This window comes from Actinomadura parmotrematis, from assembly GCF_019458805.1.
GTDB lineage: Bacteria > Actinomycetota > Actinomycetes > Streptosporangiales > Streptosporangiaceae > Spirillospora > Spirillospora parmotrematis.
The window spans coordinates 219,519-241,047 of the sequence record NZ_JAIBOA010000009.1; the positions used below are offsets into that span (position 1 = coordinate 219,519).

General features: G+C 74.0%; 21 protein-coding genes. 9 read left to right on the forward strand and 12 right to left on the reverse strand.

Translation table 11 applies throughout. The annotated features are described in order from the left end of the window. The first annotated feature begins 761 nt into the window (after positions 1 to 761). Positions 762 to 2,258: a D-alanyl-D-alanine carboxypeptidase family protein gene (locus K1Y72_RS16415; RefSeq protein WP_220167199.1), complete on the forward strand. Its 1,497-nt coding sequence runs from the start codon at positions 762 to 764 to the stop codon at positions 2,256 to 2,258. 7 nt (positions 2,259 to 2,265) lie between these two features. Here K1Y72_RS16415 and K1Y72_RS16420 read toward each other — a convergent pair whose 3' ends face one another. The 11 genes from K1Y72_RS16420 to K1Y72_RS16470 form a co-directional block, all read right to left on the reverse strand. Continuing rightward, complete coding sequence (locus K1Y72_RS16420; RefSeq protein WP_220167200.1) at positions 2,266 to 3,660, reverse strand: pyridoxal phosphate-dependent decarboxylase family protein; 1,395 nt, start codon at positions 3,658 to 3,660, stop codon at positions 2,266 to 2,268. Further along, a complete protein-coding gene (locus K1Y72_RS16425) occupies positions 3,650 to 4,987 on the reverse strand; it encodes an MFS transporter (RefSeq protein WP_220167201.1) in 1,338 nt (445 codons plus the stop codon). The genes K1Y72_RS16420 and K1Y72_RS16425 overlap by 11 nt, the downstream gene beginning before the upstream one ends. Before the next feature lie 20 nt (positions 4,988 to 5,007). Then, on the reverse strand, positions 5,008 to 5,640 hold the full coding sequence (locus tag K1Y72_RS16430) for a TetR/AcrR family transcriptional regulator (RefSeq protein ID WP_220167202.1): 633 nt from the start codon (positions 5,638 to 5,640) through the stop codon (positions 5,008 to 5,010). Between the two features lie 151 nt (positions 5,641 to 5,791). Continuing rightward, positions 5,792 to 7,066: a PucR family transcriptional regulator gene (locus tag K1Y72_RS16435; RefSeq protein ID WP_220167203.1), complete on the reverse strand. Its 1,275-nt coding sequence runs from the start codon at positions 7,064 to 7,066 to the stop codon at positions 5,792 to 5,794. A gap of 238 nt (positions 7,067 to 7,304) precedes the next feature. After that, a complete protein-coding gene (locus K1Y72_RS16440; protein ID WP_220167204.1) occupies positions 7,305 to 7,481 on the reverse strand; it encodes a hypothetical protein in 177 nt (58 codons plus the stop codon). Between the two features lie 75 nt (positions 7,482 to 7,556). Then, entirely contained in the window at positions 7,557 to 8,366 is an 810-nt protein-coding gene (locus K1Y72_RS16445; RefSeq protein ID WP_220167205.1) for a hypothetical protein, read from the reverse strand. 10 nt (positions 8,367 to 8,376) lie between these two features. Continuing rightward, complete coding sequence (locus K1Y72_RS16450; RefSeq protein WP_220167206.1) at positions 8,377 to 8,697, reverse strand: DUF6317 family protein; 321 nt, start codon at positions 8,695 to 8,697, stop codon at positions 8,377 to 8,379. Next, a complete protein-coding gene (locus tag K1Y72_RS16455; RefSeq protein ID WP_220167207.1) occupies positions 8,694 to 8,951 on the reverse strand; it encodes a hypothetical protein in 258 nt (85 codons plus the stop codon). The genes K1Y72_RS16450 and K1Y72_RS16455 overlap by 4 nt, the downstream gene beginning before the upstream one ends. Positions 8,952 to 9,283: 332 nt before the next feature. Beyond that, positions 9,284 to 9,910, reverse strand: coding sequence for a LysE family translocator (locus K1Y72_RS16460; protein ID WP_220167208.1), 627 nt, complete (start codon positions 9,908 to 9,910; stop codon positions 9,284 to 9,286). Positions 9,911 to 9,978: 68 nt separating this feature from the next. After that, positions 9,979 to 10,581, reverse strand: coding sequence for a TetR/AcrR family transcriptional regulator (locus tag K1Y72_RS16465; protein WP_258572510.1), 603 nt, complete (start codon positions 10,579 to 10,581; stop codon positions 9,979 to 9,981). Between the two features lie 13 nt (positions 10,582 to 10,594). Then, positions 10,595 to 11,458, reverse strand: a complete 864-nt coding sequence (locus K1Y72_RS16470; RefSeq protein WP_220167210.1) for an SDR family NAD(P)-dependent oxidoreductase — start codon at positions 11,456 to 11,458, stop codon at positions 10,595 to 10,597. A gap of 61 nt (positions 11,459 to 11,519) precedes the next feature. On the opposite strand from K1Y72_RS16470, the gene K1Y72_RS16475 reads away from it, so the two are divergent. The 6 genes from K1Y72_RS16475 (at position 11,520) to K1Y72_RS16500 (ending at position 18,012) form a co-directional block, all read left to right on the forward strand. Beyond that, positions 11,520 to 12,185 carry a nitroreductase family protein gene (locus K1Y72_RS16475; RefSeq protein ID WP_220167211.1) on the forward strand — a complete coding sequence of 222 codons (666 nt, stop codon included), beginning with the start codon at positions 11,520 to 11,522 and terminating at the stop codon, positions 12,183 to 12,185. A gap of 1 nt (position 12,186) precedes the next feature. After that, positions 12,187 to 12,987 carry an SDR family oxidoreductase gene (locus K1Y72_RS16480; protein ID WP_220167212.1) on the forward strand — a complete coding sequence of 267 codons (801 nt, stop codon included), beginning with the start codon at positions 12,187 to 12,189 and terminating at the stop codon, positions 12,985 to 12,987. Then, positions 12,984 to 14,708 carry an N-acyl-D-amino-acid deacylase family protein gene (locus tag K1Y72_RS16485; RefSeq protein ID WP_220167213.1) on the forward strand — a complete coding sequence of 575 codons (1,725 nt, stop codon included), beginning with the start codon at positions 12,984 to 12,986 and terminating at the stop codon, positions 14,706 to 14,708. Before K1Y72_RS16480 ends, K1Y72_RS16485 begins: the two co-directional genes overlap by 4 nt. Next, positions 14,708 to 15,874 carry a cytochrome P450 gene (locus tag K1Y72_RS16490; protein WP_220167214.1) on the forward strand — a complete coding sequence of 389 codons (1,167 nt, stop codon included), beginning with the start codon at positions 14,708 to 14,710 and terminating at the stop codon, positions 15,872 to 15,874. The genes K1Y72_RS16485 and K1Y72_RS16490 overlap by 1 nt, the downstream gene beginning before the upstream one ends. A gap of 90 nt (positions 15,875 to 15,964) precedes the next feature. After that, entirely contained in the window at positions 15,965 to 17,500 is a 1,536-nt protein-coding gene (locus tag K1Y72_RS16495; protein ID WP_220167215.1) for an AMP-binding protein, read from the forward strand. Between the two features lie 134 nt (positions 17,501 to 17,634). After that, positions 17,635 to 18,012 (forward strand): hypothetical protein, encoded by a 378-nt coding sequence (locus K1Y72_RS16500; RefSeq protein ID WP_220167216.1) that lies wholly within the window; start codon positions 17,635 to 17,637, stop codon positions 18,010 to 18,012. A 13-nt stretch (positions 18,013 to 18,025) separates the two neighbouring features. Here K1Y72_RS16500 and galE read toward each other — a convergent pair whose 3' ends face one another. Continuing rightward, positions 18,026 to 19,039 (reverse strand): UDP-glucose 4-epimerase GalE, encoded by a 1,014-nt coding sequence (gene galE, locus K1Y72_RS16505; RefSeq protein ID WP_220167217.1) that lies wholly within the window; start codon positions 19,037 to 19,039, stop codon positions 18,026 to 18,028. Positions 19,040 to 19,329: 290 nt separating this feature from the next. On the opposite strand from galE, the gene K1Y72_RS16510 reads away from it, so the two are divergent. Together K1Y72_RS16510 and K1Y72_RS16515 are read left to right on the forward strand one after the other, a co-directional pair. Next, a complete protein-coding gene (locus K1Y72_RS16510; RefSeq protein ID WP_220167218.1) occupies positions 19,330 to 19,989 on the forward strand; it encodes a response regulator transcription factor in 660 nt (219 codons plus the stop codon). Positions 19,990 to 20,088: 99 nt separating this feature from the next. After that, complete coding sequence (locus K1Y72_RS16515; protein WP_220167219.1) at positions 20,089 to 21,528, forward strand: hypothetical protein; 1,440 nt, start codon at positions 20,089 to 20,091, stop codon at positions 21,526 to 21,528. Position 21,529 lies beyond the last annotated feature (1 nt).

Here is a 21,529-nt window from a genome sequence, read left to right on the forward strand (position 1 = left end):
GGCGTCCCGAACAAGGGCGCGACGTGCGCCGGAGCGGGGAATACCGCACTGAGCCTCAGCAGCCGCCGCGTGACGGCGAGCAGCGCGGGCTTGGGGAAGGTGCGCGGGGGCGGCGGCCTGCACGTGAGCAGGACGCGCGCCAGAGTGGGGAGCATCGGGCTGACTCCCGGCCGCAGCAGCCGCGCGAGGGTGAGCGGCGCGGCCCCGGGGAAGGCGGGCGACGTCCCGGGCAGGGGCAGGCTTCGGGTGATGCGCTCGGACAGGGACGTCCGGGCGAGGCCAGGGCTTCGCGTGAAAGCGGGGAGTACCGCGCTGAGGCTCAGCGGCGGGGGCTTCCGGAGGGTGCGCAGGAGCGGCGGCCTGGGCAGCGGCAGAGCGGGGAGTACCGCGCCGGGTCTCAGCAGTGGCCTCGTGGGGGCGAGGGTGAGCAGCGCGGGCCTCGGCGTGGGGATGATGCGGCTGCGCGGCAGGGCCGGGAGTCACGGCCGTCCGCGGACGGGCGGGGCGCGCACGACGGTGGTGAGCCGCGGCGGAGTGGGGAGTTTCCGCCCGGGGCTCCTTGGGCCGCGCGGCGGGACGACGACGGACCGCGGGTCAGCGGGGAGCACCGGCAGCGGGGTCCGGAGCGCGGCCGGGAGGGGACGACCGAGTTCCAGGCGCAGCGGGACGCGACGCGGGAGGAGCTGCAGCGGCCCTGGTGGGAGATCGAGCAGGCCGCGCCTGGGAACGGGGCCGGGGACGACTGGGTCAGCTGGCGGGAGATGGACACCGGTCCCGCGCGGGAGGTGGTCGGGCGGCCGCATCCCGAGCGGCGGGCCGAGCGGGCCGAGACGCGCCTCGATCTGCCGCTGCCGCAGCGCGAGGACTCCGGCACGCGGACGCGCGAGGATCTGCCGCTGCCCGAGTTCCCGCTCGAACTGAAGCTGCCCAAGGCCGAGATCCCGACGTCCCGGACGTCCGGGCAGTGGAGCGTGCCGTGGGAGCAGCAGGAGCAGGGCGCGCACGCGCCGCAGGCGGCCCAGGCTCAGGCCCAGACCCAGGCGCAGGCCCCGGCGGAGGAGAAGCGGCGCGGCAAGCGGTGGCTGGTCGGGGTGCTCGTCGCGGTGCTGCTCGTGGCGGCCGTGGCCGCCGGGCAGTGGTTCCGGCCGGTGCCCGATCCCGAGCTGCGGATGGCGCTCGCCGCGCGCACCCACACGTTCGCGGGGACGGCGCCCGTGCTGCCCTGGTCCGGGCAGGGGCAGGCCGCGGTGTACGTGGACGGGCTCGGCACCATGGGGTCGTCCGGCGGCGCCGCGCCGACGCCGACCGCCAGCGTCGCCAAGGTCATGACGGCGTACGTGTACCTGAAGCAGCACCCGCTGCGGAGCGGTGAGGCCGGCGCCGACCGCACGGTCTCCGCGCAGGGCGTCGCCGAGCTGCCCGCCCGCAAGCAGCGCGGCGAGTCACTGCTCGGCATCACCGCCGGGCAGCACCTCACCGAGCGCAAGGCGCTGGAGGCGCTGCTCCTCATCTCCGCCAACGACGTCGCGCACGAGCTGGCCCGCTGGGACTCCGGCACCGACGCGGCGTTCGTGGCGAAGATGAACGAGGCCGCGCGCGGGCTCGGCATGGCGAGCACCACCTACACCGACCCGAGCGGCTACGACGCCGGGACCGTCAGCACCGCCGCCGACCAGGTGAAGCTCCTCACCGCGGCGATGAAGATCCCCGCGTTCGCCGAGGTCGTCAAGAACCGGGCGTACGTGCCGGACGGCGGCGGCGAGGCGCGGCCCGCCGGGAACCTGCTGCTCGGGCAGTACGGCGTGGTCGGCGGAAAGACCGGCTACACCGACAAGGCGGGCGGCAACTACGTGTTCGCGGCGAAGCGGCGCGTCGGCGGCGTTCCCACGATGATCGTGGGGGCGGTGATGGGGCAGCACTCCCCGAGCGCCGTCGGCGCGATGAGCGTCGGGCGGCGGCTGCTGGTCGCGGCCGAGCGGGCGCTCACCGCGGAGACGGTGGCGCCGGCGGGCGCGGTCGTCGCGAAGGTGGACGACGGGCTCGGCGGGACGACGCCGCTCGTCACCAGGAGCGCGCTGAACGTCGTCGGCTGGCCGGGCCTCACGGTGAACCTCGGCGTGGCCGGGGACCCGCCGGCGACGGCCGCGGCCGGCACGGCCGTCGGGCAGGTGGACGTCGGCGCCGCGAAGGTCCCGCTGGTGCTGCGGGGGGCGCTGGACGCGCCGTCGCCCGTCCAGCGCCTCACCCGGCTGTCCTGAGGGCCCGCTAGCCGGAGTAGAGCGCCGACAGGAAGCGGATCAGCAGCGCCTCGCGGGTGGCGGGCGGCAGGCCGTCGAGGATGGCGTTGACGGTCGCCATCCCGCCGCCCTCGCCGCCGACGGCGCCGAGCAGCCCGGCGAAGTCGGCGTCGGTGAGGGCGTCCAGGTCGAGGCTCTCGACGAGCCCGGCGGGGACGTCGGGCGGCCCGGCGGCGACCGCGTCCTCGGCGGACGCGGCGAGCGCCTCCAGGATGCCCGGCACCGACGACACGCTCGTCACGGTGAAGTGCAGGTTGGCGGGGATGCCCTGGTAGGCGAGCTGCGGCTGGAAGAACCAGCCGCGCTCGCGGGCCTTGTCGGCGAGGACGAACACGTCCAGCGCCGGGTCGGTGGAGGCGATCGCGACGAGCGGCGCGGCGGGCGCGCCGAGCACCGCGAGGCCCGGGATGCCCGCGACGCCGGCGACCAGCGCGTCCGCGGCGGCCTTGGCCTCGGTGGCGAGGGCCCGGTAGCCGGTGTCGCCGAGGGCCATGAGGGTCGTCCAGGCGGCGCCGAGCGGGCCGGCGCTCTTGCTGCTCTGCACGCCCGAGTTGATCACGGTGTAGCCGGGCCACTCGGCGGACGCGAAGTAGGCGGCGCGCCGCAGGTCCTCGCGCCCGTACAGGACGACCGAGGCGCCCTTCGGCGCGTAGCCGTACTTGTGCAGGTCGCAGGAGAGCGAGGTGACGCCGGGCACCGACAGGTCGAACGGCGGGACGTCCGGCAGCCACGGCAGCACCCAGCCGCCGACGCAGGCGTCCACGTGGCAGAGCACGCCGCGCGCCGCGGCGAGCGCGGCGATGTCGGCGACGGGGTCCAGGACGCCCTGCGGGTAGGACGGGGCGGACGCCACGACCAGCGCCGTGTCGTCGGTGATCGCGGCGGCGACGGCGTCCACGTCGGCGCGGAAGCCGGCGTCGACGGGCACCTGGACGACCGTCATCCCCAGGTAGTGGGCGGCCTTGTGGAACGCCGGGTGCGCGGTGATCGGCGCGACGATCGCGGTGCGGCCGGTGGTGTCGCGGGCCGCCTTGACCGCCAGCATGATCGACTCGGTGCCGCCGGAGGTGAAGATCCCGGGGGTGTGCGGGCCGCCGCCGAGCCGGGCCGCGACGGCGGTGACGATCTGCCGCTCCAGCGCGACGATGCTCGGGAACGCCGTCGGGTCGAGGCAGTTGACCTCCAGCATCTCCCCGAACGCGCGGGCGGCGCCGTCGTGGATCTCGGCGCGGCCGGTGTCGTAGACGTAGGCGGTGACCTTGCCGCCGCGCACCGGCAGATCGTCCGCGCGGAGACGGGCGAGCTCGGCGAGCAGGTCGGGAACCGGGCGCCCGTGTTCGGGAAGTCCGTTCTCAGGAAGCATGTGCGTGGGTGTCCTTCAGCTTTCGGTAGGCCAGCAGCAGCGGGACGCTCGCCAGCAGCAGCAGGGCGGGGACGAGGGTGAACCCGGCGGTGAGGCCGGTGAGGGCCGAGCCGGGCTGGTGGACCGGGTGGTCCAGGTCGGTGGAGCGGAACGCGGCGGCGGCGAGGATCAGCGCGAACAGGCCGGGTCCGAGGGCCAGCGCGCCGGTCTCGGCGGCCGTCCAGAGGCCGGTGAACGCGCCGGACTGGGCGTGGCCGGTGCGGGCGGCGTCGGCGTGCACCGTCTCGGGCAGCAGCGACAGCGGCAGGAGCTGGACGGCGGCGTAGCAGACGCCGACGGCGGCGGTGAGCGCGAGGACGTAGGGCGTCCCGGCGGCGATCGCCGGGTACAGCAGCGCCGCCGCGACCGCGAACGCGACGACGGCCGCGAGGTAGCAGGGGACGGCGCCGTGCCGGCGGGCGAGGCGCTGCCAGAGCGGAACGGCGAGCGCGCTCGGCCCGACCATGCAGACGAACATCGCCGAGGTGAGGCCGTAGGCGTCCAGCCGGTAGGTGGCGACGTAGGGGGCGCCCGCGAGCATCACCGCGACCGCGAGCGACTGCACCGCGAAGGCCCCGAGCAGCGCGAAGAACGGCCGGTTGCCGCGCGCGGTGCGGAGCGCGGCGGCCAGGCCGAGCGGGCGCGGCCCCGGCCGCGACGGGATCCAGCGGGTCGCGAGGGCGCTCGCGAGCATCGCCGCGAGGATGCAGGCGCCGACCGCGACGCCCATCACCGCGTAGCCGCCGCGCCCGTCCCCCGCCGCCTTGACGATGACGGGCGCGAGGCCGCCCGCCAGCAGGATGCCGACGGTGAGGCAGACGACGCGCCAGCCCATCGCCCGCGCCCGCTCGGCGGGCTCGGCCGAGATCTCGGCGGGCAGCGCGACGTACGGCACCTGGAAGCAGGCGAACGCGGTCGCGGCGAGCAGGAACGCCAGGCCGGCGAGCAGCGGCGACGGCGCGGCGAACATCGCCGCGAACAGCACCGGCAGCGCGAGCGCGCCGGCCAGCAGCAGCCGCGTCCGGCGGCCCGTCCGGACGGCCTCGCGGTCGCTGGCCGCGCCGACGACGGGGTCGAGCAGCACGTCCCACGCCTTCGGGACGACGAGGACGGCGCCGGCGAGCGCGGCGGGCGCGCCGAGCACGTCGGTCAGGTAGTAGAGCAGCAGCAGGCCGGGGACGGCGGAGAAGACGCCGGTGCCGACCGACCCGACGCCGTAGCCGAGCAGGCGGCCGCGCGTCACGGCGGGGGCCGCCGCGGGCGCGGCGGGCGTGGCGGAGGACGTCATGGGTGGCTCCAGGGCCGGGCTCAGAGGCCGAGCATGCGCTCGACGAGCTGGTGCAGGTGGGCGCGGAAGCGGGCGACCTCGGCGGGGTCGTCCAGGCGGCGGCGCTCTCCCCCGGCGGCGGGCAGGCCGCCCGCGCCGAAGCCGTGGGTGACCCAGATGACCGTCATGACGGCGTACTCGACGTCCACGCCGGCCGGGACCGCCGGGCCGATCGCCGCGATGATCGTGTCGATGAGGGGGCGGGCGTAGCGGGCCTCCAGGTCGGCGACGTCGGCGGCGTCCGACAGCCAGCGGTGCATCCAGAGGGCGGGCACCTGGGGGTGGGCGACGCAGAAGTCCAGGTAGCCGTCCACCAGGGCGCGCACCCCGGCGGCGTCGGGGGTGAAGGCGGCGAGGGCGCCCGCGAGCGCCTCCTGTTCCAGGCGGTGGGCGCGCTCCATGACGGCGAGGTAGAGCTCGCGCTTGCCGCCCGCGTGGTAGGCGACGGTCGCGACGTTGAGGCCGGCGGCCTCGGCGATCAGGCGGGTGGAGGTGCCGTCGTAGCCGAGGGCGGCGAACAGGCGGGTGGCGACGTCGAGGACGCGCTCGCGGCCGGACGCCGCGGCGCCGCTGCCGCCGTCCGGCGGCCCGGCGCCGTGGATGCTGCTGCTCATCGCCTCACGCTAGGCGCCGCCCGCCGCCTCCGTCAATCGTTTGATGGAGAACGAAATCACCCCCGCCTCCTCGTTGACTTGCGGCGTGTTGCGCTGCGGGAGCGCTCCCGCAGCGCAACACGCCACAAGTCAACGAGGGGTGACCGGGGGGTCAGGCGTCGGGGGCGGGGGCGGCGGGGCGGGCGCCGTCGAGGGCGATGACCTCGCCGCGGCGGTCGGCGGCGCCCTCGGGCTCGCTCAGCCAGACGGTCAGCACCATCTCCATCTCCAGCCGCGACTCGGGGTCGTAGAGGGCCTCGCCGAACAGCTCCTCCAGCTGGTGCAGCCGGTAGCGGACGGTCTGCGGGTGCACATGCAGGCGGCTCGCGACCTCGGTGGCGTTGAAGCCGCTCTGCAGGCAGGCGAGCAGGGTCCGCATGAGGCGCTCGCGGTGGCGGGGGCGGATCGCCTTCAGCGGCGCGAGGCGCAGGTCCGCGACGGCCCGCACCAGCTCCTCGTCCTTGAACACCACCAGCGTCGGCATGTGCTCGGAGCAGCGGATGAGGCCCTCGGCGGGCAGGATGCCGCGGCGCGCGAGCGGCAGCGCCTCGCGCGCCCAGCGCAGCGACTTGGCGGCGTCCTCGGTCCGCACGGTCGGGCCCATCGCGGCGACCCACTCGCGCAGCGCGCCGTCGAGGACGCGGGCGCGGCCGGGCCCGTCGGGGTCGGGCACGACGAGGCAGGGCTCGCGGCGGTTGACGTCGGCGAGGACGTCGGGCGGCAGCACCGGGTGCGCGAACCGCTCGGGGCCGCGCTCGGCGAGGACCACGACGGCGAGCGAGCGCGGCACCCGCCACTGGGCGAGGCGGGCGAGGTCGGCGACGGCCTGCGCGGCGGCGGGCGGCTCGGCGAGCATCAGGTCCAGCAGCCGGCGGCGCCGGTGCTCCAGCTCGCCGGCCTCCTGCTCGCGGGCCTTGGTGTAGCCGTCGGTCGCGGCGCGGGCGATCTCGTCCAGGAACGCGAAGATGGCCTCGGCGAGGCTGGCGAGGGTGGCGCGGGAGATGTTGTACCGGTCGGACTCGGCGGCGAGGCGCCGCCAGGCGACCCGGGCGCCGAGCCGCAGCGAGGTCTGCAGGACGTCCAGGCTGCGGCCCTCGCGGGCCTCGGCCCAGCCGATCTCGCGGTAGACGGCGGCGACCTGGTCCCAGGAGGCGTCGGGGTCGACGATGAGGTCGACGAACTGGGTGAGGGCGCCCTCCACGGCGAGCCGGACGAGCCGCGCGTACTCCTCGTCCTCGGGCCGGGCGTACTCGGGCACCCCGGCGAGGATCTCCTCGATCATCTCCTCGGCGAGGCCGTCCAGGTGCGGGCGGAAGACCTCGGAGATCTCCCCGGGCACCCCGGCCCACGGTTCGAGGGGCGGCCGCTCCCCGGCGGACGTGGACATCGCGCGTCACCTCCCGCCCCGGGCGGGCTGCCGTTCGGGGCGTTCCCGGAAGTTACCGCCGGTCGATCGAGAACACTGCTGGTTCACCGCAGCAATCGGCGGCCCCCGTTGTCACCCACTTGACAAGGTTCCCGGTGCGGTTCACCACGACGGGTCAGCCGAGCGCGGAAGCACTACCGTCCAACATGGGCAGGCGAGTGCGCGGGTACCGCTCGGGCGGAGAGCGCAGGCGGGTTCGTCAGCGCAGGTTCCCAACAGCGACCATGAAGAAGAAGGCACTGAGAAAAAACCCGCTCACCCACCACAACGCGCTGCGGTGCCCCCAGTCGTCGCGGCGATCGCGACCCCATTGGACGAGCAGGGCGACGGCCGAGCAGAACGTGATGACGCCTCCCACCCACGGGAAGATCTCCATCCGTTGAGCCCCTTCTGAGAGTGCATCGGATCCGCGACGACGAATATTCGGAAAGCGCCCCGTCCAGGCTGATCTTCAGGAACTCAACGCACCCCACACCGCACCGCCGACACCACCGATGACGCCACCGACCAGGGCCCCCTCTGGTCCCACTATTCCACCGATCGCAGTACCGATACCACCATAAGTTCCGGCACCCTTGACCATTCCACTATCTGTGATCTTACCAAAGAGCGACTTCTCGCCCCCTCCGGGGACGCTATCCTTCAAATCGTCTTCGACCTTCGACAGCGTCTTCTTGAGATCGGCGGCCACCAGTTTACTGTGCTTCAGGTCATCGAGTGCCTTGATCGCCGACCAGCCGCCTTTCTTTCCCATGTACAGCTCCTGGAGTTCGCCGGCCGCCTTGCGCTGGGCCTCCTGAACCTTCGCATCCACCTGCCTGCTCGCTTTGGCCTGCTCCTCGCGCAGCGCCATCTGCGCGGCGGCCGGGTTACCGCCGAAGTTACTGAGCGCAACCGTACGGTTCAGCTGATCGATGCGGTCATTGAGCTCTTTCTGCAGGTAGGACAGATGCAGCGCGAGTCCATCGATGACATCCGCCACCCCTCCCTCGAAAGCGGCGAGCTTGTCGGCGAACTGCGTGTCCTCGTCCCAGGCGTCCCGGAACGCCTGTGCCGTTTTTCCTTTCCAGCCCGCATCTTCGGCGATATCCGCTATAGAGTCGTTCACCGAAGCGATCACCGCCTCAGCAGCGGGTCCATAACGGTAGAGCACACCGGCCAGATTCGACAGCGCGATGAAATCAACGCCTATGGACCACTGCGGGTCGGAATGATTGACGGCTAGCAGGGAAGGCTGCTTCGCGTGGCGTTTCGGCGCCATCGGTTCTCACCTACTCGATCGCTTCCGGATTGCTGAGCGTTTTGGCCAGCCGAGCCACGAGTTCCTTGTTCTTCCGCTCCGTGTGCAGATAGACGTCGTGAGCGTGCTGCAGTTTGAGAGAATGTCCCTCCATACTCGACGCCACTGCGTCGTGCATGACGCCGATGGCCCGCAATACCTGCGGAAGCACCTTTGCCAGCAAGGGTTCGTTGACATGCGGAACCGGTGGTCCATCTTTGGGGGCGATGTCGCCGAAATCCTTGCCTCGAACATGAAATGCCTTCGATGCGCGGAGCAGATCCCTGAAGACGACCTCAAAACCGCCGCTCATACACCCCTCCCGTTCCGCTTCTTAAAGTTCTCGATGAAAACCGCCGAAATTTCTGCATTCCAGCGATCGGCGGCACCGTCGATGACAGGGTCCAAAACCAACTCCGGGCGACCGTCGATCCGCAGGAGGGATTGAACCTCTACTTCGACCCAGGGCTGTTCGTCGCCCAATTGGACAATGAGATCGTTCAAAGTAGAGAACACCGGAAGGACGGGAACACCGGCCTCTGACTCACGGATCTCATAGATCGGCACGGTCGCACCGTCCTGTACACCTGGATGGGCCGGAGCGAAAACCCATGCCGGCGCGGGGACCGCTCCGCGATCCCCGCCTTCTGGAGCGGCAGGGGCAAGCGAGTCGCCACGATCGCCTGCAGGAGGACCACCTCGCCCGCCGCTGCCCGACAGATGCACCAGTCCGTCAGGGTTCAGCAGCGAATCGATCCGATTCTTTTTTCTGGGAAGACAAGCCTCATCGACCGACTTATGTCGACAACAGAAGATCAGCAACAGTCATGTAAGCGGCCAGCAACAGTCATGTCAATATCTGTGCCCGACGATGTGAGAACCATCGGTGAAGCGGCTGGTCAGGTGTGGCGTGCTGAGGGGGTCGCCAGGAGGGTGAGGGCGCCGAGGGCAAGGTACACGAGGGCCGCCGCGTAGCCCTGGCGGCGGCGGAAGGACGGGCGGGCGCGCAGCCATCCGCCCAGGGAGTCGGCGGCGAGGGCGTAGACGACGTCGCTCGCCAGGCCGATGAGGGCGGTGACCAGGCCCATCGCGGCGATCTGGAGGGGGACGGCGCCCGCGTCGCGGTCCACGAACTGCGGCAGGAACGCCAGGAAGAACAGGATGACCTTCGGGTTCAGCACGTTGACGAGGACGCCGTCGAGGTAGACGCGCGGCAGGGACCGCGGCGCGAGGTCGGGCTCCTCGCCGCCGCCGCCGCGGAAGCTGCGGTAGGCCAGGTAGAGCAGGTAGGCGGCGCCCGCGTAGCGGACGGCGCCGAAGGCGGTCGCGGACGCGGCGACGAGAGCCGACAGGCCGGCGGCGGCGAACGCGATGTGGACGAGGGTGCCGGTCTCGATGCCGAGCGCGGACGCCAGGCCCGCGCGGCGTCCCTCGCCGATGCTGCGGGCGGTGATGTACAGGTGGTTCGGCCCCGGGATCGCGACGAGCGTGAGTGCGGCGAGCAGGAAGAGCAGGGGGTGCGTCATGGGCGCGACGCTACGGCCGTCCGCGCGGACGGCGACAGGTCCAAAACCGGCCCGCCGCCGGGGTCCACTCAGGCGGTGGTGAGGGCTCCCGCGAGGACGAGCCGCCCGGCCGTGCGGACCATCGACGCGACCTCCTCGACGGGCCGCCGCAGCGAGGCGAGGCTGACGAGGGCGGCGAGCAGGACGTGGCCGAGGACGACCTCGACCTCGTCGCGGTCGGGCAGCGGGTCGCCGATCGCGGCGGCGAGGCGGTCGCGCACGAACAGGAACAGCACGGTGCGGGCGTCGTCGACGCTGGAGTCGTCGGAGGTGACCGCCTGGATGATGGCCGAGGTGAGGGTGAGTTCCTCGGCGGCGACGAACACGATGCGCTCCAGCATCGCGGTCAGCCGCTCGGTCGCGGTGTCGCCGACGGCGAGCGCGTCGATGTCGGCGGTGACGCGGTGCGCCCAGGTCGCGGCGACCTCGGTGAGGAGGTGGTCCTTGGTGGCGAAGTAGCGGTAGACGGTGGCGCGCGCGACGCCGGCCCGGTCGGCGACGTCGTGCATGGTGACGGCGGCGTACCCGCCGTCCAGGGCGAGCACCCGGGCCGCCTCGATGAGCCGCTCCCGGCGCGCCTGCTGGTCCTTGCTCAGCGTGCGCGTCACGGTGATGCGGATGTCCCCGCTCAACGGGCCTCCTTCGTCAGCTGGGCCCATTGTCGCGCAGATCCGCGCCGCGGGACTCGTAGTCGGGCAGCCCGGGCAGCCGCCCGGCGGCGAGCGCGGCGCCCCGCTCGGCGAGGCCGGGCGCGTAGGCGGGGTGGGTGAGGACGAGGAAGCGTCCCGTGGCGATGGCGTCGACGACGGCGTCGGCGACGTCGGCGGGCGGGATGCCGCCCGCGACGGTGTCGGCGATGAGGCCGTCCACGAACGCCTGGTCGTCGGACGGCGCGACGGGGCCGCCCGGCCGGTTGCGGCCGGACTCGTGGATGCGGGTGGCGACGCCGCCGGGGCAGAGCGCCGACGCCCGCAGCTTCGCTCCGGTCAGCGCGAACTCGTGGGCGAGGACCTCGGTGGCGGCGTAGGCGGCGAACTTGGAGACGGTGTAGGGCCCGGAGAACGGCGCCCCGAACACCCCCGACACCGAGCAGGTGTTGACGACGTGCCCCTCGGTGTCCTGCGCCAGCATGCGGGGGACGAACGCGTGCGCGCCGTGCAGCACGCCCCACAGGTTCACCCGCAGCACCCACGCGAAGTCGGCCGCCGGGCGCGTCCACATCTGGCCGCCGCCGAAGACGCCGGCGTTGTTGCAGAGGACGTGGACGGCGCCGAACCGGTCGAAGGCGGCGTCGGCGAAGGCGTGCACGGCGTCCTCGTCGCCGACGTCGACGGCGCGGGTGAGCAGCTCGGCGTCCGGCAGCAGGGCGGCGGTGGCCGCGAGCGCGTCCGCCTCGATGTCGGCGAGGGCGAGGCGCATGCCCTCGGCGGCGAAGCGCAGCGCGAGGGCGCGGCCGATGCCGCTGCCCGCTCCGGTCACGACGGCCGTCCGGCCGGTCAGCTCGCGCATGGGGTGCCCGCCTCCCGATTTGTACCTACCGCTTGCTTGGTTGCGACGTTAGCCTAGACCGGTGTCGCGTACCCCCCGGATGGACCTGCACGAGGCTCTCTACACCACCCGCGCCATGCGGCGCGTCCGCCCCGACCCGGTGCCCGCGGACGTCCAGCGCCGCATGCTGGACGCCGCGATCCGCGCGCCGAGCGGCGGCAACCAGCAGAACTGGCGGTTCCTGCTGGTCGACTCCCCCGACGTCCGGGCCCGCCTCGCGCCCCTCTACCAGGACGCGATGGCGCAGCTCTACGCCACGATCTACAAGGACGCCATCGCCGAGGCCGAGCGGACCGGCGACCGCCGCGCCCTCGCGGTCTTCAGGTCGGCGCAGTGGCTCGCCGACAACTTCGCGTCCGTCCCGCTGCTGCTGTTCGGCTTCGCCCAGCACGACCCGACGGGCGGCTCGATCTTCCCGGCGGTCTGGAACGCCCAGCTCGCCGCGCGCGCCGAGGGCGTCGGCAGCTCCCTCACCGTCGTCCTCGGGATCTTCCATCCGGAGGAGAGCAACGCGATCCTCGGCGTCCCGCCGGGCGAGGGCTGGGTGCAGTCGTGCTGCGCCACGTTCGGGTACCCGCTCGGGCGCTGGGACGTGGCGCCGCGCCGCCCCGCGCACGAGGTCAGCCACCGCAACGCCTGGGGCGAGCCGGTCGGCTTCGAGATCGACGAACCCCTCTGGAGGCCGTGACATGGGAGCACTCGACGGGACCGCCGCGCTGGTCACCGGCGGCGGCAGCGGCATCGGCCTGGCCTGCGCGCGCCGCCTCGCCGCCGACGGCGCCGCCGTCACGATCTGCGGCCGCTCGGCGGAGCGGCTGAAGGGCACCGGCCTGCGGTACATCGCCGCCGACGTCACCGACGAGGAGCAGGTCCGCGCGGCCGTCGCGCACGCCGCCGCCGAGGGCCCGCTCCGCGCGGTCGTGCACAGCGCGGGCGGGACGACGTCGGTCGGGCCGGTGCAGGAGCTGGACGCCGACGCCTGGCGGGCCACGCTGGAGCTGAACGCGACCGGCACGATGCTCGTCCTCAAGCACGCGGCCCGCACGATGGCGGGCACGGGAGGCGGCGCGTTCGTCGCGATCTCCTCGATCGCCTCGTCCACCACCCACCGCTGGTTCGGCGCCTACGGCGTGTCCAAGGCCGCCGTCGACCACCTGGTGAGGCTCGGCGCGGACGAGCTCGGCGGCGTCGGCATCCGCGTCAACGGCATCCGGCCCGGGATCGTGCTGACCGACCTCGTCGCCGGCATCGCCGACGAGGGTCCCGTCCTGGACGACTACCTGGCCTGCATGCCGCTCGCCCGCCCCGGCGAGCCGGCCGACATCGCCGAGGCGGCCCGGTTCCTCGCCGGGCCGGAGTCGTCGTGGGTCACCGGCCAGGTCCTCAACGTGGACGGCGGCCACCACCTGCGGCGCGGCCCCGACTACCGGACCGTGTTCGAGCCCCTGTTCGGCGCGGACGCGCTGCGCGGCATCCCCTCGAAGGAGTGATCGCCATCCCCCCCGATCTGGTCATCAAGAACGCCCGCGTCGTCGACGGCACCGGCGCCCCCGCCCGCACCGCCGACGTCGCCGTCAGCGGCGGCCGCATCACCGCCGTCGGCCGCGACGCCGGCGCCGGCCGCCGCACGATCGACGCGGGCGGCGCGCTGCTCACGCCCGGCTTCGTCGACATCCACACCCACTACGACGGGCAGGCGACGTGGGATCCGGTGCTCGCGCCGTCGTCCTGGCACGGCGTCACGTCGGTCGTCATGGGCAACTGCGGCGTCGGTTTCGCGCCCGCCGCCCGCGACCGGCACGAGTGGCTGATCGGCCTGATGGAGGGCGTCGAGGACATCCCCGGCAGCGCCCTCACCGAGGGCATCAGCTGGGAGTGGGAGACCTTCCCGCAGTTCCTGGACGCCCTGGACGACCGCGCGTACGCCGTCGACATCGCGGCGCAGGTCCCGCACGGCGCCGTCCGCGCGTACGTGATGGGCGAGCGCGGCGCCCGCAACGAGCCCGCGACGCCCGACGACATCGCCGCCATGAAAGCCATCGTCAAGGAGGGAGTCGCGGCCGGGGCGCTCGGGTTCTCGACCTCCCGCACCCTCACCCACAAGGCCATCGACGGCGAGTACGTGCCGGGGACCTTCGCCGCCGAGGACGAGCTGTTCGGCATCGGCGAGGCGCTGAAGGAACTCGGCCGCGGCGTCTACGAGCTGGCGCCCGCCGGGGCCGCCGGCGAGGACGTCAACGCGCCCGCCCGCGAGGTCGCGTGGATGCGGCGCCTGTCGGCCGCCATCGACCGGCCGGTGTCGTTCGCGCTGCTGCAGATCGACGCCGTCCCCGACCTGTGGCGCGAGATCCTGGAGCTGTCGTCGGCGCCGGACGCGCGGCTGTTCCCGCAGGTCGCGTCCCGCCCGTTCGGGATGCTCATCTGCCTGGACTCCCTGCACGCCTTCGGCGACCACCCCACCTACGTCGAGATGGCGCTGCTGCCGCTCGCCGAGCGCGTCGCCCGCATGCGCGACCCGCAGGTGAAGGCCCGCATCCTCGCCGAGCGGCCCGCCCAGGAGGACATCCTCGCCGCGTCCGTCCGCGCGTTCCCCGACCGGCTCTACCCGCTCGCCGCCGAGAACCCCGACTACGAGCCCGACCCGCGCACCTCGGTCGCCGCCGTCGCCGCCGCGGCCGGCCGCGACCCGATGGAACTGCTCTACGACCTGCTGCTGGAGGACGAGGGCCGCAACGTCCTGCTGATGCCGCTGCTCAACTACGCCGCCGGGAACCTGGACGCCCAGCGCGAGATGCTGACGCACCCGCGCGCCGTCCTCGGCCTCGGCGACGGCGGCGCGCACTGCGGGTTCATCTGCGACGCGTCCCTGCCGACGACGATGCTCGCGCACTGGGCGCGCGACCGGCACCGCGGCCCGAAGCTGCCGCTGGAGCACGTCGTGCGGATGATGACCCGCGACACCGCCGCCCTGTACGGGCTGGCCGACCGCGGGACCATCGCGCCCGGCATGCGCGCCGACCTGAACCTCATCGACTTCGACCGCGTCGCGCTGCGCCGCCCCGAGACCGCCCGCGACCTGCCCGCCGGGGGCCGCCGCCTGCTCCAGCGGGCCGACGGCTACCTGGCGACGTTCGTCGCCGGCGTGCAGACCTTCGCGGACGGCGAGCACACCGGCGCGCTCCCCGGCCGTCTCGTGCGAGGAGGACAGTGATGGAGATCGACCTGCTGGACGGCGAGATGTACGCCACCGACCCCTGGTCGGTCTACGCGTGGCTGCGCGCCGAGGCGCCCGTCTACCACGACGCCGGCAACAAGCTGTGGGGCGTCTCCCGGCACGCCGACGTGTTCGCGATCGAGCGCAACCCGAAGCTGTGGACGAACTCCGGCGGGTACCGGCCGCAGCTCCCCGCCGACCCGTCCATGATCGGGCTGGACGACCCCGAGCACGCGCACCGCCGCCGCATGGTCTACCAGCGGTTCACCCCGCGCGGCGTCGCCCGCTACGCCGACCGCATCCGCGCCGTCACCGTCGAGTGCATCGAGACCGCGCTCGAACAGGGCACCGTGGACGCGATCCCGGCGCTCGCCGCGCCGCTGCCCGCGCGCGTCATCGGCTGGCTGCTCGGCTTCCCCGAGGACGCCTGGCCGCAGCTCGTCGACTGGTCGGCGACGGCGGTGTACGCGGGCGGCGGGCAGCGCTACGTCACCGACGAGGCCACGATCGCGAGCGGCGAGTTCGCGCTGACCGTCCTGGAGATGGCGGCCGAGCGGCGCGGCTGCCCCGCCGGCGACCTGCTGTCGGTCTGGTCCAACGCCGGCGAGGGCCAGCCCGAGTACGACGACCAGCACCTGGCGCACGAGGCGCTGCTGCTGCTCGTCGGCGGCGCCGAGACGACCCGCACCGTCATCGCGACCGCGATCGACGCGCTGATCCAGAACCCCGGCCAGTGGGCGCTGCTGCGCGAGGACCCGTCCCGCATCACCGACGCCGTGGAGGAGTTCGTCCGCTGGACGACGCCGATCCTCAACATGTGCCGGGTGCCCGTCCGCGATGCCGAGATCGGCGGGGTGACCGTGCCGGCAGGCGAGCAGGTGCTGCTCATGTACGGGTCGGCGAACCGGGACGAGGCGGTCTTCGACCGGCCGGACGCGTTCGACGTCGCCCGCGCGCCCGGCGACCACATCGCCTTCGGCCTCGGGCCGCACTTCTGCCTCGGCGCCTCGCTCGCCCGGCTGGAGTTGCAGATCTTCTTCGAGGAGTTCGTGGCGCGCGTCGGCGACGCCGGCCGCGCCGACGCCGAAGGGCCGCGCATACTGCGTAACGCGTTCGTGCGCGGCGTCACCGAGTTCCCCATTACGCTGACCCACCGTCGTTGAGTCGCGGAGCGCCGCCGGTTCGTCATTCCCTGCAACCCCCTTGCAACCGGCGGCGCGCCGCGCTCAACGCATGCTCCGAGGAGCCCGCGCATGCCCTCGTTCAACCTCGCCGACCTGTTCGAGGTCGTCGCCGACGCCGTCCCGGACCGGCTCGCGCTGGTCGCGGACGGCGGTCCGGCCGCCCGCCTCACCTACGCCGGGCTGGACGCGCGCGCCAACCGCGTCGCGCACCACCTGGCCGCCGCCGGGATCGGCCCCGGCGACCACGTCGCGATCCTCGCCCGCAACCGGGCCGAGTGGGTCGAGTCGATGATCGGCTGCTACAAGCTGCGGGCCGCGCCCGTCAACGTCAACCACCGCTACGTCGCGGGCGAGCTCACGCACCTGCTCGCCGACTCGGCGTCCGTCGCGCTCATCGCCGAGAAGGACCTGCTGCCCGGCGTCGAGCACGACCGGCTGCCTGCGCTGCGGCACGTCCTCGCCATCGACGGCGACTACGAGGACGCCCTCGCCGCCGCCTCCCCCGGGCGCGGCTTCGCGCCGCGCTCCTCCGACGACCCCTACCTGCTCTACACCGGCGGCACGACGGGCCTGCCGAAGGGCGTGCTGTGGCGGTGCGAGGACATCTTCGTCGCCGCGATGGGCGGCGGGAACTTCGGCGGCCCGCCGGTCGCCGACCCCGCCGAGCTCGCCGCCTGCCGCGACCGCGACGGGCTGCGCACCCAGGTCCACGCGCCGCTCATGCACGGCGGCGGCCAGTGGATCACCTGGATCACGCTGACGACCGGCGGCACCGTCGTGCTGTGGACCGGCGCCCGCTTCGACGCCGCCGCCGCGCTGGACCTCGCCGTCCGCGAGCGCAGCCAGATCCTCATGCTCGTCGGCAACGGCATGGCCGCGCCGATCGCCGACGTCCTCGACGCCGCCGGACCCGGCGGGATCCCGGGCCTTGCGGTGTTCGCGTTCGGGTCGGGCGGCGCGCCGCTGTCGGACGCCGTCAAGGCGCGGCTGCTCGCGGCCGTCCCGAACGCCTACGTCTCCGACAACCTCGGCGGATCCGAGACCGGCGCGATGGGCGCGTCGGAGGGCGGCGGCCGGTTCCGGCTCGGCCCCGAGTTCGCCGTCCTCGGCCCCGACCTGCGGCCCGTCGCGCCCGGCGAGGAGGGCGTCGTCGCCCGCACCGGCCACATCCCGTCCGCCTACTGGAACGACCCGGACAAGACCGCCGCGACGTTCGTCACCGGTCCCGACGGCCGCCGCTGGGCGCTCCAGGGCGACCACGCGCGCGCCGAACCCGACGGCTCGACGACGCTGCTCGGGCGCGGGTCGCTGGTCATCAACACCGGCGGCGAGAAGGTGTTCGCCGAGGAGGTCGAGACCGCCCTGCGCGCCCACCCCGGCGTCGCCGACGCCGTCGTCGTCGGCACCCCCGACGAGCGCCTCGGCCACCGCGTCACCGCCGTCGTCGCCCTGCAGCCCGGCGGCCCGTCCCCGGACGCCCTCACCGCCCACGCCCGCACGCGCCTCGCCGGCTACAAGGTCCCGCGCGCCTACGTCGTCGTCCCCGAGATCAGGCGCACGCCCGTGGGCAAGCCCGACTACGCCTGGGCGCGGGCCCAGACGTAGCCGGACCGGCGTTCGCACGGAACGCCTGCTCACACCGCACGGATCGCACACAAGCACCGGCGGGGCGCCGCCTAGGCTCGGCACCCCGCCGGGCGATCAGGGGCTCCCGTGCGGCGACGCGAGGGAGCAGGACCGTGAACGACGCCTTCGGCACCGTGGACAAGTACGTGAAGCTGTTCGGCGCGATCGGGGCCGTCGTCCTCGCCACGGTCGCGGCCATGGCGCTCACCGGCCACGAGGCGACCGCCTTCATGTGGATCCGCGGGATGATCCTGTTCGCCGCCTCCTTCCTGCTCCACCGGTACACCGTGCGGGCCGCGCGGGGCTCGGACAGGGCGCTCGACCGGCTGCGCACGCTGGCCACGATCCTGCCGATCGCGATCGTCGGCGTGGACCTGGTGCCGGGCCTCTGCCCGCCCTGGTACGCCGTGCTCCAGGGCCTGTCGGCCCTCGCCCTGGTCGGCGTCGCCGTCCTCACCCGCCGCCCCGCGCTCCGCTCCACCCGGGACTGACCGCCCGCGCCCGTCAGGCGGCGCCGAGTTCGCGGCGGCGCTCGGCCCACTGGAGGGAGTGGCGGATGGCGTCGCCGATGGAGTACTCGGGCTTCCAGCGGAGCAGCTCCCACGCCTTCGCCGGGTCGACGTAGGCGCCGACGACGTCGCCGGGGCGCGCCGGCGCCTCGACGGCCTGGAACGACTCCCCGACGACCTCGCGGAACGCCTCGACCAGCTCGCGGACGGTCGTGCCGTCGCCGGTCCCCAGGTTGATCACCTCGTAGCCGCCGGCCCGGCCGCCGGCCCCGATCGGCGGGATGATCGCGTCGAACCGGTCGGCGGCCTCGGCGAAGGCGCGGGCGATGTCCCAGACGTGGATGTAGTCGCGGATCGCGGTGCCGTCGCGGGTGTCCCAGTCCACGCCGGTGATGGTGAACGGGACGCCCAGCTCGTAGGACTCGATCATCTTGCCGAGGGCGTGCGTCGGCTTGGGGTTCTGGAGGCCGCTGCGGAGCCGCGGGTCGGCGCCGATCGGGTTCAGGTAGCGCAGCGACACGACGCGGAGGCCGTGGGCGGCCGCCAGGTCGGCGAGCATCGCCTCGGCCATCGCCTTGGACCGGGTGTAGGGGTTCTGCGGCTCCAGCTCGGAGGTCTCGGTGACCGACAGGTCGGCCCCGGGCCGGTACATGCCGGCGGTCGACGCGAAGATCATCCGGTCGCAGCCGTTGCGCACCAGCGCGGCGGCGAGCTCCAGCGTCTTCGCCAGGTTGACCTGGTAGTAGCGGTAGGGGTCGGCCACCGAGTCCGGCACTACGATGAGCGCCGCGCAGTGCACGGCGACGGTGATGTCCGGGTGCTCGCGGAAGACCCGGTCGATGAGCGCGCCGTCCCCGACGTCGCCCTGGTAGAAGATCTTCCCGGCGGCGAACTCGGGCCGGCCGGTGACGAGGTTGTCCAGCACCACCGGCGTCACGCCCCGTTCGGCGAACGCCGAGGCGATCGTGCTGCCGATGAACCCGGCTCCCCCTGTGATCAGCACTTTCACGGTGCATCCCCTGATCGCGTCGTACCCCATGGATCGGTACGCACAGGATCAGCAGGCGTGCGCGGACGGTCAACGCCGAGATCGGCGGCTGACCGGGTCCGGTCCGGTGACAACCCCGCGGCGCCCCCGCGCGTCCGCGCACGGCTCTCCCCGCGCGGGACGCGGAGGGCCGGAACCGGGCGCCGGCGGAGATCGGGTTCGGTGCCGCCCGCCGCGCGCCCGGCGGCCGTCCTTAACGAGTACAGCGTTTGCAGGATCCGTTCAGGCTCCGGCCGGTCCATCGTCGGGGCATGCAGCCGACCCGCGTCCTGATCGTGGACGACCACGCCCTGTTCGCCGAGGCGCTCGCGGCCCGCCTCGGCCGCGAGCCCGACCTCGTCCCGCTGCCGGTCGCCGCGGACGCCCGGCGCGCGCTCGCGCTCGCCGCGACCGAGGGCCCCGACGTGGTGCTGCTGGACCTGGTGCTCGGCGCCGAGAGCGGCCTGGACGTGCTGGACCGGCTCCGCGAGCGGCACCCGCGGGTGCGGGTGGTGGTGCTCACCGCGAGCGACGACCTGGACGCGATGGTGCAGGCGGTGCGGCGCGGCGCCGTCGGCTGGCTGTCCAAGACCGAGGGCGCCGGGCTCGTCGCGCAGGTGGTGCGCTCGGCGGCGCGGTCCGGGGGCTGGCTGCCGCCCGCCGTGCTCGGCGAGGTGCTGCGCCGGCTGCGCGCCGGCGAGCCCGAGCCGAACGGCGGCGCCCGGCGGCTCGCCGAGCTGACGCCGCGCGAGCGCGAGGTGCTCCAGTGCATGGTCGACGGCCTGAACCGCGCCGAGATCGCCGAGCGGCTCGGGCTGTCGGCCAACACCGTCCGCACCCACACCCAGAACCTGCTGGCCAAGCTCGGGATGCACTCGGCGCTGGAGGCCATCACGCTCGCGATGCGGGCCGGGATGCGCCCGAGCGCGTAGCGGTCGGGCCCCTGCAATTGACGTAGCGGACCATGGTCCCCTTGGGCGATTCGATCTCCACGGCGCCTTCCTACGCTCGGCGCAACGACGCCGGGAGGGATGACCGTGGAGATCGACGAGGTCGCGGCCAGGGTGGTCCGCACCTACTGGGCCCTGCTGCTGGCCGCACTGGTGCTCCCGGTGCTGGCCGTCGGCTGGGTCATGCACGGCCGGACGCCCCCCGAGGTCGCGCAGACCCGCGTCCAGGCGTCCTCGAACGCCGCCGACGCGGTCGCCGGGGACGCCGGCGTCGCCATCGTCGTCAGCCAGGTGAAGGCGTACGCCACCAGCCGCAACCTGCTCGACGGGGTGCTGCGCGACACCCGCCTGGACCGCGACCCGGTGAAGCTCGCCAAGAACATCTCGGTGACCGGGCTCGGCACCTCCACCGTCGTCGAGCTCAGCGTGAAGGACGCCGCCGGGCCCGCCGCCCGCACCCTCGCCGACGCGGTCGCCGCCGCCGTCGTCAAGGAGATCAACGACTCGAACCAGGGCGCCGCCAAGGCGCAGATCGCCGCCATCGACAAGCGCATCCGGACGCTGGAGGGGCGCCTCGGGCCGCTGTCGGAGCGGGCCGGCGCCGTCCCGCAGCCCGACATCGCCGCCGGCAACGAGCGCGAGCGGGTGCAGGCCGAGCTCACCGACCTGCGCACCAACCGGAGCGCGCTCGTCACCCAGCTCACCGCCGCGGGCAACGCGACCGTCGTGCAGCCCGCGGTGCTCCGGCCGAAGCAGAACCCGGTCGTGATGATGGCGGCGATCGCGGGCCTCGTCGGCCTGGTCGCGGGCATCCTCGTCGCGGTCGTGATCGAGATGTTCCGGCCGACGGTGCCGGGGCCGCAGCGGGTCGCCCGCAAGCTCGGCGTGCCGCTGCTCGGCTGGGCCGACCGGGGGGACGCCGAGCTCGCCGCGCTCGGCCGCCGCATCCGGCTCGCCGCCCGGCGCGCCGGCGTCGCGCAGGTCACCCTCACCGGGCCGGGCAGCGCGGCGCTGCCCGCCGACCTCGTCTCCAAGGTCGCCGCGGCGGTCTACGGCGACGACGCCAAGCTCGTCTCCGCCCGCCCGGTGAAGGGCACCGGCCCGGACGGCGACGGCGACGGTGGCGTCCGCACCGGCGGCGCCACCGACGAGAACGACGAGCCGACCGTCGTCACCCCCGCGATCGGCTCCAACAGCGCCGGCTCCAACAGCGGCAAGCCGTCGCCCGGCAAGGGTCACGGCACGTCGGTGGTGCGGGCCGGGGCGCGCACCTCGCTGCTGAACGCCACGTCCGGGGCGGTCGCCGCCGCCGCCGACGCCCCGACCGCGCCGCAGCGCGCGGTCTGCCACGTGCACGCCTTCGAGGACCTCGACCTCGGCGCGGGCGAGCGGGTCGGGCTGGTCGCGGTGGCCGGCCCGGTCACCACGGTCGCCGGGCTCGACTCCGTCCGCGACCTGGTGGCCGCCTCCGGGTGGCCGCTGCTCGGGGTCATCGCCACCTCCCGCAAGATCAAGGGGTAAC